12 protein-coding genes are annotated in these 12930 nt (G+C 75.7%); 5 read left to right on the top strand and 7 right to left on the bottom strand.

Annotation, left to right across the window (positions count from 1 at the left end; translation table 11 throughout):
- Nucleotides 1-189 precede the first annotated feature (189 nt).
- From ACL03H_RS16095 to ACL03H_RS16085, 3 genes are all read left to right on the top strand, one after another.
- Nucleotides 190-1047: a helix-turn-helix domain-containing protein gene (locus ACL03H_RS16095; protein WP_412812054.1), complete on the top strand. Its 858-nt coding sequence runs from the start codon at nt 190-192 to the stop codon at nt 1045-1047.
- Nucleotides 1044-1238 carry a DUF397 domain-containing protein gene (locus tag ACL03H_RS16090; RefSeq protein WP_412812053.1) on the top strand — a complete coding sequence of 65 codons (195 nt, stop codon included), beginning with the start codon at nt 1044-1046 and terminating at the stop codon, nt 1236-1238. The genes ACL03H_RS16095 and ACL03H_RS16090 overlap by 4 nt, the downstream gene beginning before the upstream one ends.
- A gap of 202 nt (nt 1239-1440) precedes the next feature.
- Nucleotides 1441-2676: an NAD(P)/FAD-dependent oxidoreductase gene (locus ACL03H_RS16085; protein WP_412812052.1), complete on the top strand. Its 1236-nt coding sequence runs from the start codon at nt 1441-1443 to the stop codon at nt 2674-2676.
- Nucleotides 2677-2715: 39 nt separating this feature from the next.
- Here the strand turns inward: ACL03H_RS16085 and ACL03H_RS16080 are convergent, their stop codons facing one another.
- Nucleotides 2716-3294, bottom strand: coding sequence for a TetR/AcrR family transcriptional regulator (locus tag ACL03H_RS16080; RefSeq protein ID WP_412812051.1), 579 nt, complete (start codon nt 3292-3294; stop codon nt 2716-2718).
- Between the two features lie 227 nt (nt 3295-3521).
- Between ACL03H_RS16080 and metG the strand changes: the two genes are divergently transcribed.
- A complete protein-coding gene (gene metG, locus ACL03H_RS16075; protein ID WP_412812050.1) occupies nt 3522-5240 on the top strand; it encodes a methionine--tRNA ligase in 1719 nt (572 codons plus the stop codon).
- 204 nt (nt 5241-5444) lie between these two features.
- Here the strand turns inward: metG and ACL03H_RS16070 are convergent, their stop codons facing one another.
- A complete protein-coding gene (locus tag ACL03H_RS16070; protein WP_412812049.1) occupies nt 5445-5588 on the bottom strand; it encodes a hypothetical protein in 144 nt (47 codons plus the stop codon).
- Nucleotides 5588-6829, bottom strand: a complete 1242-nt coding sequence (cobA, locus tag ACL03H_RS16065) for a uroporphyrinogen-III C-methyltransferase (protein WP_412812048.1) — start codon at nt 6827-6829, stop codon at nt 5588-5590. Before cobA ends, ACL03H_RS16070 begins: the two co-directional genes overlap by 1 nt.
- 303 nt (nt 6830-7132) lie before the next feature.
- Between cobA and ACL03H_RS16060 the strand changes: the two genes are divergently transcribed.
- Nucleotides 7133-7402 carry a DUF1876 domain-containing protein gene (locus tag ACL03H_RS16060; RefSeq protein WP_412812047.1) on the top strand — a complete coding sequence of 90 codons (270 nt, stop codon included), beginning with the start codon at nt 7133-7135 and terminating at the stop codon, nt 7400-7402.
- Nucleotides 7403-7598: 196 nt separating this feature from the next.
- On the opposite strand, the gene ACL03H_RS16055 is transcribed toward ACL03H_RS16060, so the two are convergent.
- From ACL03H_RS16055 to ACL03H_RS16040, 4 genes are all read right to left on the bottom strand, one after another.
- Nucleotides 7599-8927 carry a cobalamin biosynthesis protein gene (locus tag ACL03H_RS16055; protein WP_412812046.1) on the bottom strand — a complete coding sequence of 443 codons (1329 nt, stop codon included), beginning with the start codon at nt 8925-8927 and terminating at the stop codon, nt 7599-7601.
- On the bottom strand, nt 8924-10129 hold the full coding sequence (gene cbiE / locus ACL03H_RS16050; RefSeq protein ID WP_412812045.1) for a precorrin-6y C5,15-methyltransferase (decarboxylating) subunit CbiE: 1206 nt from the start codon (nt 10127-10129) through the stop codon (nt 8924-8926). The genes ACL03H_RS16055 and cbiE overlap by 4 nt, the downstream gene beginning before the upstream one ends.
- Nucleotides 10130-10240: 111 nt before the next feature.
- Nucleotides 10241-11650: a cobalt-precorrin-4/precorrin-4 C(11)-methyltransferase gene (locus ACL03H_RS16045; protein ID WP_412812044.1), complete on the bottom strand. Its 1410-nt coding sequence runs from the start codon at nt 11648-11650 to the stop codon at nt 10241-10243.
- Nucleotides 11651-11821: 171 nt separating this feature from the next.
- The coding region (locus ACL03H_RS16040; protein WP_412812043.1) for a cobyrinate a,c-diamide synthase at nt 11822-12930 on the bottom strand (1109 nt) is incomplete at its 5' end.

Below are 12930 nucleotides of genomic sequence, written 5' to 3'. Positions count from 1 at the left end.
CCCCCAGGCGCGCAGGTCACGGGTTCGATCGGCGATTGTGCGCCACCGCTGGGGTCTTGCCGCAAGCCCCCTGGTGCGCTGTACGTTGGAACGGGAGGAGGAACCGCGCCCGGCGTTCCCTCGGATGCCCCCGCCGTTCCCCGTTTCAGCGCACGCTCCGCGCCCCTCCCGCTGGCTACGATCCGCTCCATGCCTGTGGACACCGGCGGGATCACGCCCCGCGCCCGCGCCCTCGCCGCCGCGATCCGCTCCGTGCGGGAGGACTCCGGGATCAGCGGCCGCGAGCTGAGCAAGCGGCTGGGCCTGAGCCACGGAACCGTCTCGCACTGGGAGACCGGCAGGCGGGTGCCCGCGGCGGAGGACGTCGCCTCGCTGCTGGCCGTGGCCGGGGTCACCGGCCCGGAGCGGCGGCGGCTGCTGGACCTGGCCAGGCACGCGGGCGAACCGAACTGGCTCACCGTCGGGATGCCCGGCATCCCGCAGCAGCTCGCCGGGGCGGTGGAGTGCGAGCGCTCGGCCTCCGCCATCGTCGAGTGGGCACCGATGGCGATCCCCGGGCTGTTGCAGACCTCCGAGTACGCCCGCGCGGTGTGCGCGGCGGGCGGGCTGGCGCCGCGCGAGGCGGAGCGCCGCGTCGCGGTCCGCACCCGGCGCCGCGAGGTCGTCACGGGCCCGTCCCCGGCGAGCTTCACCGCGCTGATCGGCGAGGATTCGCTGTTCGACGGCATCGGCGGCGCTGAGGTGATGCGCGATCAGCTCCGGTGGCTGCTGGTGCTGGCGGAGCGGGACAACATCACCGTCCAGGTGGTGCCACCGCGCATCGGGTGGCATCCCGGGCTCGCGGGGCCGTTCGTGCTCTACGACTTCCCCGACGCGCCCGCGGTCGTGCACTTCGAGCACTACAGCTCGGGCGCCTTCGTGCCCGACGATGACGACGTGCGCGCCTACCGGCACGCCGTGCGGCGCATCACCGAGCTGGCGCTGAGCCCGGCGGAGACGGCCGACCTCATCGAGCGGACCGCGGGCCGACTGGAGGCAGCGGCATGAGCGACCCCGTCCCCGGCTGGCGCACCTCGACCTACACCCACCCCAACGGCAACTGCGTCGAGATCGGCCGCGCGGGCGGGGGCGTGGCGATCCGCGACAGCAAGCACCGCCGCGGCGGAGTGCTGCTCGCCGGCCCGCGCCAGTGGGCGGACTTCCTCGCCGCCCTCCGGTCCGGCCGCTACGACCGCTGACCGACGCCCCCGCGCGGCCGGGCGGCGGGTCGGGTTTGCGCCCGCCCGGGGCGGCGGCTGGTGACGCCGGAACCCGCGGCGGGTAGAGAGGGAGCATGGAGATCACCATCGACGAGGGCGGCACCGCGGTGCCGCTGGACAGCGCTCCCCCGACCGATCGGCGCGCGTTCGACCGGCGGCGCCCGGCCGCGCGGGTCGGCGGATGAGCGCCGCGCGCATCGCGGTGATCGGCGCGTCCGCCGCCGGGCTCACCGCGGCCGAGCAGCTGCGCCGCAGCGGCTGGGACGGGGCGATCTCGCTGATCGGCGCCGAACCGCACCGGCCCTACGACCGGCCGCCGCTGTCCAAGCAGGTCCTGTCGGGCGCGTGGGCACCGGAGCGCGCCGAGCTGCGGGCCGTCGACGCGCTCGACGGACTCGACCTCGACCTGCGGTTGGGCACCCGCGCGACCGGGCTGGACGTGGCGAACCGGCGGGTGCTGCTCGGCGGGGAGGCGCTGGAGTGCGACGGCGTGGTCATCGCGACCGGCGTCGCGGCCCGCGCGTTGCCCGAGCAGGGACCAGGCGCGCACGTGCTGCGCACCCTCGACGACGCGCTGGCGCTGCGGGCACCGCTGGCCTCCCCCGGGCGGCGGCTGGTGGTGGTCGGTGCCGGTGTGCTCGGCGTCGAGGTGGCCGCCGTCGCCCGGGATCTCGGGCACGAGGTCGTCCTCGTCGCCCCGGAAGCGGTGCCGATGGAACGAGCAGTCGGTGCCGAGGCGGGCGCGGTGCTGGCCGCCGCCCACCGGGCGCACGGCGTCGAGCTGCGGCTCGGTGAGTCCGTCGCCGGGCTGCTCCACGACGGGGGACGGACGCGCGGGGTCCGGCTGAGCGGAGGTGAGGAGATCACCGGGGACGCGGTGCTGGTCGCGATCGGCTCCGCACCAGCGGTGGGCTGGCTGGCGGGCAGCGGACTGGACCTCGCCGACGGCGTCGGCTGCGACGAGTTCTGCTCGGCGGCGCCCGGCGTCTACGCGGCCGGGGACGTGGCTCGCTGGCCGCACCCGGTGCTCGGCCGCGAGGTCCGGGTGGAGCACCGGATGAACGCCACCGAGCAGGGCATGGCGGCCGCGCGGAACCTGCTGGCCGAACTGGCGCCGGAACGCTTCGGGGAGCGGACCCCGTTCGCCCCCGTGCCGTACTTCTGGTCCGACCAGTACCGGTTCAAGATCCAGGCGTTCGGCGACCTGGGCGAGCCGGACGAGGTGCGGTTGCGCGTGCTCGACGACGCCGACCCGGGGTCGCCGAAGGTCGCGGCGCTGTACCGGCGCGGGAATTCGGCCCGCGGGGCGCTCACGATCGGGGTGCCGCCGAAGCCGGCTCGGGCGCTGCGGGCGCTGGTCGCCGAGCCCCGGCCCTGGGACGAAGCACTCGCGGAACTCGACCGGGTGCCGGGCTGAGCAGGGGCGACGGCCCGGTGTTCGCGGGCCGTCGCCCGCTCACGCGGTGAGCAGGGCGAGCATCGCGCGGCGCGCGGCGCCGGTCACCCGCGCGGGATCGCGCTGCCGCTGCACCTGCAGCGGGAAGCGCAGCGCCCAGCCGGACACGATCTCCAGCGCGTCCAGCAGCTGCTCGGCGTCGTCGCTGACCGCCAGCTCGGCCGCGAACGCCTCGGCGAGCTGCCCGCGCAGCATGTCGTCGATGTCCAGCGGAGGGCCCTCCGGAAGGTGCCAGAGCACCACCACGCGCACGCGGGCCATCAGCCCGAACACCACCTCCCGCTGCGCCAGCACCAGATCCACCCGCTCGGTCAGCGGCAGCGCCGGGGAGATCGGCACCAGCGCGGCGCGGATCCGGCTGCGCTGGTGCCGCGCGGCGGCCGCCCGGAGGTCGTCGAAGTCCCGGAAGTGGGTGAACACGCTGCGCTCCGACACCCCCGCCCGCTGGGCGACGTCCCGGGCCGTCGGCGCGTACTGCCCCTCGTTGATCGCGGAGAGCAGCGCGTCGATGATCGCCTGGCGCGTCCACTCCGGATTCCGGATCCGGCGCCGCTTGCCTTCCCCCTGCTGCTCACCCACCCCGCCATTTGACCACGTCCCCGCGCGGCCGGGTCGCCCGCCGCGAGCACCGCGCCCGGGGCTGCCCGGGCGCTGCCGGTAGGATGTGCGCTGGTTCGCGACGCGCGCAGAGCGCCGGTGCGGTGGTCCCCAGCGGGGACGGACGGCGGTGGCCGCGCGGCGTCGCGGACGGTTTCCGCGCCCGCGGGCGCGCAGCCTCACCGCAACCGGTTTAGGAGCATCCCGGAATGACCCGCCACCTCGTGACCAGTGCGCTTCCGTACATCAACGGCATCAAGCACCTGGGCAACATGGTCGGCTCGATGCTCCCGGCCGACGTGTACTCGCGGTACCTGCGCCAGCGCGGCAACGAGGTGCTCTACATCTGCGCCACCGACGAGCACGGCACCCCGGCCGAGCTGGCCGCGAAGGCCGCCGGGCTGCCGGTGGCCGAGTTCTGCGAGCAGCAGCACCGGATCCAGGCCGAGATCTACCGCGGCTTCGGGCTCTCCTTCGACCACTTCGGACGCAGCTCCTCGGAGCAGAACCGCGAGATCACCCAGCACTTCGCGCGCAAGCTGCACGAGCACGGCTTCATCGAGCAGCAGGCCGTGCGGCAGGTCTACTCGCCGGCGGACGGCCGGTTCCTGCCGGACCGCTACATCATCGGCACCTGCCCGCACTGCGGCTACGAGAAGGCCCGCGGCGACCAGTGCGAGAACTGCACCCGGGTGCTGGACCCCACCGACCTGGTCGAGCCCCGCTCGGCGATCAGCGGCAGCACCGAGCTGGAGGTCCGGGAGACCAGGCACCTGTTCCTCACCCAGTCGAAGCTCACCGACGAGGTGGAGGGGTGGCTGGACGAGGCGAGCGGGGAATGGCCGAACCTGTCCTCCTCGATCGCCCGGAAGTGGATCACCGAGGGGCTGCGGGACCGCTCGATCACCCGCGATCTCGACTGGGGCGTGCCGGTTCCCGCCGACACCTGGCCGGAGCTGGCCGCCGAGGGCAAGGTCTTCTACGTCTGGTTCGACGCCCCGATCGGATACATCGGCGCCACCAAGGAGTGGTCCGACCTGGCTCCGGCCGACCGGGACTGGAAGTCCTGGTGGTACGAGGCCGAGGACGTGACCTACACCGAGTTCATGGCCAAGGACAACGTCCCGTTCCACACGGTGATGTTCCCGGCCACCGAGCTCGGCACCCGCGAGCCGTGGAAGAAGGTCGACTTCGTCCAGTCCTTCAACTGGCTGACCTACTACGGCGGGAAGTTCTCCACGACCGACCAGCGCGGGATCTTCACCGACGCGGCCCTGGAGCTGCTGCCCGCCGACTACTGGCGCTACTTCCTCATCGCGAACGCTCCCGAGTCGGACGACGCCTCGTTCTCCTGGGAGCTGTTCGCCTCGGTGGTGAACAAGGATCTCGCCGACACCCTCGGCAACTTCGTGAACAGGGTCCTCTCGTTCAGCCGCAAGCGGTTCGGCGACCAGGTCCCGGCCGGCGGCGAGCCCGGTGAGCCGGAGCGGCGGCTCGCCGCGGAGATCTCCGGCCTGGTCGAGGACTACCAGGAGCACCTGGACGCCAAGCACTTCCGCAAGGCCGCGCAGGCGCTGCGGTCCCTGTGGAGCGCGGGCAACTCCTACCTGGAGGAGAAGGCCCCGTGGATCCAGATCCGCACCGACCAGGAGGCGGCGGCGCTGACGCTGCGCACCGCGATGAACCTGATCCAGCTGTACGCGGTGCTGTCCGAGCCGCTGATCCCGGCGACGGCCCAGGCGATGCGCGCGGTGTTCTCCTCGGACGACCCGGCGCGGCGCTGGGTGACCCCCGCCGAGGCCGGCGCGCTCGAACTCGTCCCGGCGGGCGCGGACTTCACCGTCCCGCCGGTCCTGTTCGCCAAGATCACCGAAGACGACCTGGAGTCCTACCGGGCCCGCTTCGGCGGCGCCCCCGAGGAGAGCTGAGCCCGGGACGGGAGGTCGCGCACTCCCCCGCGCGGCAGGTGGATCGAATCCGCCGAGGCTGTCCCCGTGCGCGCCCGACCGAGGCGCGGGGAGCGGTCGAAGGCGATCCGGTGGTCCCGCGCCCACCGCTCGGGCCGCGCGAGGCGGATGCCCGCGGCCGACCGCTCAGCCGGCCGGGGGGCGTGGGCGATCTCCCGACGATCGTCAGCAGATCGGGATGGCGGGCGAGCGCGCCGCCACGAGGCCGGTCTCGCCCAGCCCGGCGATCACGCCCCGGTGCGCGCCCGCCGGAGCGGGCTCGCCCCGGTGCGGCGGTCGATCGGTCTCCGCCGCTCGGCGGACGACCATCAGCGGCGTTCGGCCGGGGCCAGGTCGGCGACGGGGCCGACGACGATGACCGCCGGTGGCTTGATCTCGTGCTCGCGGACGGCATCGGCGGCCGAGGCGAGGGTGGTGCGGACCGCGCGCTGCGTGCGGGTGGTCCCCTCCTGCACGATCGCCACCGGGGACTCCGGGTCGCGGCCGTGCTCCTGGAGCACCGCCGCGAACTCGCCGATGCGCTTGACGGCCATCATCAGCACCAGCGTGCCCTTGAGCCGGGCCAGCGCGGGCCAGTCCACCAGCGAGGTCTCGTCGTGCGGGCCGACGTGCCCGGAGACCACGACCACCTCGTGCGCCACCCCCCGGTGCGTGACCGGCACGTCCGCGACGGCCGGAACGGCGAACGCGCTGGTGATCCCCGGGACCACCGTCACCGGCACCCCGGCGGCCACGCAGGCCAGCAGCTCCTCGTAACCGCGGCCGAACAGGTACGGGTCGCCGCCCTTGAGCCGCACCACGAACTTGCCCGCGCGCGCGTGCTCCACCAGCAGCTCGTTGATCACGTCCTGGTTCGCGGCCCGGCCGTAGGGGATCTTGGAGGCGTCCACCACCTCCACGTGCGGGCCGAGCTCCTCCAGCAGCTCGCGCGGCGCCAGCCGGTCGGTGATCACCACGTCGGCGCGTCCGAGCAGCTGCCTGCCGCGCACCGTGATCAGGTCCGGGGCTCCGGGGCCGCCGCCGACCAGCGCCACGCCCGGCTCGGGCCGCTCCGCGCTCTCGTCGACCTTCCCGGTGCGCAGCGCCGCCACCAGCGCGTCCCGCACCGCGGCGGAGCGCCGGTGCGCGCCCCCGGCCAGCACGCCCAGCAGCAGGCCGCCGTGCTCGGCCACCGCCGGGGTCACCGCCGTGCCCCGGGCGGCGTCGTCGGCGCGCACGCAGAACACCCGGCGGCGCTCGGCCTCCGCCGCCACGGCGGCGTTCACCTCGGCGCCGGTCGCGCAGGCCACCGCGTACCACGCGCCGTCGAGGTCGCCCTCGGCGTAGGGGCGGCGGTGCCAGACCAGCTCGCCGGACTCGGCCATCGCTTCCACCGCGGGGGTCGCCTCCGGGGAGATCACCTCCACCCGCGCGCCCGCGCTGATCAGTCTCGGCACCCGCCGCTGCGCGACGCCGCCGGCACCGACGACGACCACTCTCCTGCCGGTGAGGTCCAGTCCCGCGAAGTAGTGGTGCTCGCCGGTCTCGTGCTGCGGAGATGAGTGCGTCATGCCGTCCGTCGTTCGTCCGAGGTTCGCCGCGGCTCCGTCGCCGAGGTGCGGGTGCGCGCCGGGCGCGGCGCCTGGCCATCCTGCCACCGGGACCGCCGAGGTGAGCGGGACGCGGGGCGACCGACCCACCGCGGCCGACGCACCGGGCGCGGGCGCAGCGGGGCTCCGGCGCGTTCCGGCCGCAGTATCGTCGCCCGCCCGCGAACGGAGGTCAAACCTCCGGTGACCTCTCTCACCGGGATCGCTTTGCCGCGCGTTCGAGAGCGGCGCATCCTGGGGGCGGCTCCAACGGAGGAGGCGACCATGCACGCGAACCGGACGCTCAACCTGGACATGCAGGTCATCGAAGCGGGGATGCGGACCACCGCGGACGTCGGAATGATCACCGGCGACGGTCGGGCGCTGCACGGGCACGGCACCGCGCGGCGGCACCCGGACGACCCGGACGTCCCGCAGATCGGGGACGAGATCGCCCTCGCGAGGGCGCTGTTCGAACTGGGCCACAAGCTGCTGGACGCGGCGGCGAACGACATCGGCGAACGCCAGCACCGCCAGGTGCACCTCATGGCCTGATCCGCCGGCACTCCGCGCGACCTCCCGCGACCTGGCGCCCCTGCACGTGGCCGCAACGCGACGGCACGAGCCCGCAACGACACCGCACGCACCTGCAACGCCTGACCAGCACCGACGTTGGCGGGTTCGCGATTTCGCGAGAAATCGCGGCTCCCCGAGCGGTGGGGGTGGTGATTTCTCGCGAAATCGCGGGGCGTCAGGCCGGGAGGCCGGGGACGCGGGTGAGGCGGGCCGGGGTGGCGCGGAGCGCGGCGTGCAGGGCGGCGCCGTCACCCCGGGCGAGGACGGCGACGGTGCGACCGGCGGCGACGTGCTCCGCGGCGGCGTGAGCCGCGTCGGCCGGGGAGTCGACCAGCTGCGTGCGGGCCCCGGGATGCAGCAGGTCGCGGACCAGGTCGAGGTCGGCGGCGGCGCCGAGCACGGCGGCGGCCCGGCGGAGTTCCGCGTCCGCGCGCGGCGCGCGCAGGTCCGCCGGCCCCGGCCCGAGGCCGATCGCGGTGATCCGCCCGCGCGGACGGATGCGGGCGGCGGCGACGGTCGCCCCGTCCGCGGCCACCTTCGGCACGACCAGTTCCACGAGGCCGGGCAGCTCTCCCCGTCCCGGCCCCTCCTCCCCCGCGAGTTCGGCGGCCGCGCGCAGCGCCGCGGCCTCGGCGACGCCCGGCGTCCCGGCCGCGAGGCGCACCCGCTCGCTCGGGTTCGGCACCTCGACCTCGGCGAGCTCCTCCGCCGGGTAGAGCCGCAGCGGCAGCTCCTCGGCATCGGCCGAGTGCCAGAACCCCAGGTCCTGCACGGCATCCACGATCCCGGGCTCCTCGCCCTTCGCCTCCGCCGTGGCGAAGGCGCGGATCGAGCGCGGATCGAGCCCCCGCTCCCGGTCCAGCCGGGACAGCAGCCCGGTCACCGCGCCGCGCGGCACGCCGCGCACCGAGCCCACACCCACCACCAGCGTCGGCGGGATCAGCCGCACCGTGCGCGGACCGGGGTCACCGGCGGGCGGCCGGTCGTCGATGACGATCTCCCAGGACGGCTCCTCGCAGTCCGGCGCGACGTTCTCGGGCAGCGCGTGCAGCGGGAAGCCGTGCGGGTTGACCAGCCGCACCGGTTCCTCGGCCGCGACCGCCCGGGAACACCCGTCGAGGTCACCGTCGGCGGTGGCCGCGAGGTCGTGGATCAGCTCGTCCAGCGGTCCCACCGCCGCCCCGCTGGTGCGCACCGGGATCAGGTCGAGCACCTCGGCGATCTGCGGTGCCACGGCCTGCCCGCCGCCGGAGACGGTGACCGCGAACCGCTCGTCCACGCACACCACCTCGGGGTCGGTGCGCTCGTCGCGCAGCAGCGGGGCGATCAACCGCACCGCCGAGCCGAGGGGCAGGAACAGCACGACCGCGTCCAGCTCCGGCCACGCGCGCCGCAGCGCCGGCCCGGGGCCGCCGTCGACGAGCGCGGCGTCCGGCCCCCACCGGGCGGCGAGCTCGGCCGCGACGCGCTGCTCCTGCGGGCTGCGCGGGAACAACCCGATCACGGGGTCGCCTCGCGGCGGCCGGACACCAGCACCACCGGGGCGGTGGGCTCCAGCTTCGAACCGCCGTCGGCGAGCTCCACGAGCCTGCTGGCGGCCAGCTGCACCCCCCGCACCGCGAAGCCCGCGGTGCGCAGCGCGTCCCGGGTCGGCCCGACCCGCTCCAGCTCGGTCAGCTCCACCACGATCCGGGTCGCGCCCGCGTGCGCGCAGGCCGCGACCACGTCACCACCGCCACCGCCGACGAACACCGAGTCCGGCTTCGGCAACGACCGCAGCGAATCCGGTGCCGCCTCCTCCACGACCCGCACGTCCGCGCCGTGACCAGCGGCGTTGGTGATCAACCGCACCACTTGGGTCGGGTCGGACTCCACCGCGATGGTGGCCGCGCCCAGCCGCGCGCACTCCACCGCGACCGAACCGGAACCGGCGCCCACGTCCCACACCAGGGCGCCGGGACGCGGGGCGAGCTCGGCGAGCGCGACCGCCCGCACCTCGGCCGGAGTCACGTCGCCGTCGCGGTGCGAGAACTCGTCCTCGGCCAGCGCCCAGCCCCGGGCGGGCGGCAGCGCCTCGCCCCCGGCGAGCCAGCTGGCGGCACCGATCTCCTTGGGGTCCCGCGCGCAGAGCACCACCGCGTCGGGCCGCCAGGTGCGCTGGGCGGCCTCGGCCGGGGTGACCGTGCTGATCCGCTCCTGCTCACCGCCGAGGTCCTCGCCGACGACGAGGGTGCGCCGCCAGCCCTCCAAACCGGACGCGAGCCGGGCGGGCCCGGCGCCGGGCCCGCAGAGCACCAGCACCGCGGGGCGGGCCCGGCACAGGTTGAGCACCCGGGGCAGGTCGGCCTCACCGGCCGACGCCACCGGCACCCCGTCCCAGGGCCTGCCGAGCCGGGCCATCAGCCGCGCCACGCTCGGCGCGGCTGGCGTCACGGCGCAGCGCACCCCGCGCTCGCGCAGGTCCCGCAGCACCCCGAAGAACCCGGGGTCCCCGTCCACCAGGACGACCCCCGTCTCCTCCCCCGCCAGCGAGGTCAGCGCGCCGAGCGCCTGGCTCCACCGGTCCAGGTCCACCGAGCGGGCCTGCGCCGGGGCGTGCGCGTCGAGATTCCTGCGCGAGCCCACCACGATCCGCGCGGACGCCAGCGCCTCGGCCGCGCCTTCCGGCAGTTCCGCCCCGTCGATCCCGATCACCGTGACCGTCACGTCTTCCACCTCGTCCTGCCAGGCCGGATCTCCGGCCGGTCCCGCCGATCGCGGGACCCCTCCACGTTGCCACCTGCGGCGGGCGGGTTCGCGCCGCGCCCGGGCGCCGGATCAGCCGGAGGCCTCGCCCTTGTTCTTGGCCGATTTCGCGCTCGCGGCGCGGGTTTTGGCGGTGGACTTGCCCTGCGGCTTCGACTGCTTGGCCGGGGTCTTCGACCGGGAGCGGGTCTTGGCGGTGGCGCGGGTGCCGGTGGTGCTCGCGGCCGAGGTGGGCGCGTTCCCCCGGGACTCCCGCGCGTCCGGTTCGGCGGCGGCTTCGGCCGGGGCCGCGTCCGCCTCGGGCGCCGGGGACTCCGCTGCGGGCTCCTCCCGCACCACGGAGAGCTCGGGTCGCGTTTCCGGCTCCGCCTGGGATTCCGGCTCCGCCGGGGCGAACAGCGGCGACTGGGCGGGGTCCTCACCGCGCCGCTGCTTGGGCTGCGAACGAGCGGCACCGCGCGCGGCTTCCTGCCATTCCCGCACCGCCCACCAGGCGATGTTCGGGACCGCCGAGCTCTCCGCCTCCGCTCCGGCTCCCGAGGGCTCCGGGGCCGGCTCGGCCACCGGGGTCCCGGCGTCGAGCACCGGGCGCTCGACCGGGGCTTCCGGCGGCGCGGCCGACGCCGGGGCGGGCGCTGCCGGGCCCGGGTCGGCGGGCGCCGACCCGGCGTCCGACGCCGGCCGGGACGCCCCGCCGTGCCGCCGCGCGGAGCGGTAGCCGCGGCGCCGGGTCGCGGTCTCCGCCCGCCGGTAGCCGGATTCCCGCTGCCCGCGCGGAGTTCCCACCAGTGCCTTGCCGACGAGGAACAGCGCGGTCCCCCACAGCTTGCGCTGCTTCACGGCCTGCTCCAGCTCCCCGATCGTGGTGCTCAGCAGCACCTCGTCCGGCCAGCTCACCTTGTAGGCCACCAGCACCGGCACGTCCTCGGCGCAGCCTCCGGCGCGCAGCACCTCCACCAGCTGCGCGGAGCGCGAGGCGGGCAGGGTCACCGCCATCGTGGTGCCGTGCCGGGCCAGCTCCCGCACCTGTTCGGCGTCGGGGCTGGCCGCACCGCCGCCGAGGCGGGTCAGCAGCACCGACTGCGCGGACTCCGGCACCGTGAGCTCCCGGCCCACGGCGGCCGCGGCGGCGGAGAACCCGTTGACGCCGGGCACGATCTCCACGTCCAGGTCCATCCGGGAACAGGCGTCGTGCTGCTCCTGCACCGATCCCCACAGCGCGGGGTCGCCCGCGTGCAGCCGCACGACCCGCAGCCCGTCGCGCTCGGCCCGGCGGTAGACCTCCAGCGCCTGATCATGGCTGAGCTGCGAGGAGTCGACCAGCTCCACGTCCGGTCCCGCGTGCTCGCGCACGCATTCCGGCGCCAGCACGCTGGCGGACCACACCACGACGTCGGCCTCGGCGATGCGTCGCGCGGCGCGGACCGTAATGAGGTCCGCTGCGCCGGGGCCGGCGCCGATGAACGAGATCCGCCCACTCACTGTTCGCTCTCCTCTTCCGCGTAACCGGGTGCGGCCGCGCCCGACCATCCACATCGGACACTGCCGAGGGGGAGGTGGCCGGACCGGTGGTCAGGGCGGCAGCGGACCCCGGGCAGCCCGTCGCCCGCCGTGGCCGCGCAGGTGAAGACCGTACCTGTTGATCGGCCGGGCTCACACGCCCGCACCCGCTCCCCCCATCACGCTGCGCGAACAGGCGGACACGAACCGCGACACCGACTCGGGCGCCCCGGCGGGATGGGTGTGCAGGTAGGAGGCGTGCAGCCCACCGCGCACGAACCCCTCGGACACCGGGGAACCGGCCCGCCAGAACCAGGCGGGCCCCTCCCCGGCGCCGGGCTCGAGGCGGGTGCGGTGGAACTCGTGCCCGGTGCACCGGGAGCCGCGCGCGAACAGCGCGGAGTCGGACGCGGCGACCGCGTCCCGGTATCCCAGCGTCAGCCGGGGGGACATCGCGGCCCGCGCCGGGATCACCCCGCACAGCGGGTGCCCGTCGAGCTCCTCGGCGAGGTAGAGCAGCCCCCCGCACTCGGCGTGCACCGGCGCGCCGGAGGTGGCGAAGCGGGCGATGTCCGCTCGCAGCGCCGTGTTCGCGGACAGCGCGGCCGCGTGCTGCTCCGGGAACCCGCCCGGCAGGACCAGCCCCCGGGCCCCGGCCGGAAGCCGCTCGTCGCGCAGCGGGTCGAGCACCGCCACCTCGGCCCCGGCGGCGGTGAGCAGCTCGACGTGCTCGGTGTAGGCGAAGGTGAACGCGGGTCCGCCCGCGACCGCGATCAGCGGTCGGTCGCGCACCGCCGCCACCTCCTGCCCGGGGTCCCAGGTGGGACCGTCGAGCGCGGGGGCGCTGCGGGCCAGCGCGACCACCGCGTCCAGGTCCACCCCGGATTCCACGGCGTCCGACATCGCCTCGACCGCGTCGGTCGCGGCTCCGCCGTGCTCGGTCGCGGTGATCAGCCCGAGGTGCCGGGAGGGCACGCCGAGCCCGTCGGTGCGCCCGAGCGAGCCGAGCACCGGCAGCCCCACCGAGTCGGCGGCATCTCGCAGCACCCCCTCGTGGCGCGGCGAACCGACCTGGTTGAGGATCACCCCGGCCAACCGCACCCCGGGCTGGAAGCTGCGGAACCCGTGCAGCAGCGCCGCGAGGCTCTGCGACTGCCCCCGGGCGTCGACGACGAGCACCACCGGGGCGCGCAGCAGGCCCGCGACGTGCGCGGTGGACCCGAAGGCGGGCCCGGGGGGGGGGGGGGGGGGGGGGGGTGTCT

The sequence above is a fragment of the Saccharopolyspora antibiotica genome (assembly GCF_047200635.1).
Classification (GTDB): domain Bacteria; phylum Actinomycetota; class Actinomycetes; order Mycobacteriales; family Pseudonocardiaceae; genus Saccharopolyspora_C.
The sequence above is the reverse complement of the archived record's forward strand: the minus strand, read 5'-3'. Positions and strand labels throughout refer to the sequence as shown.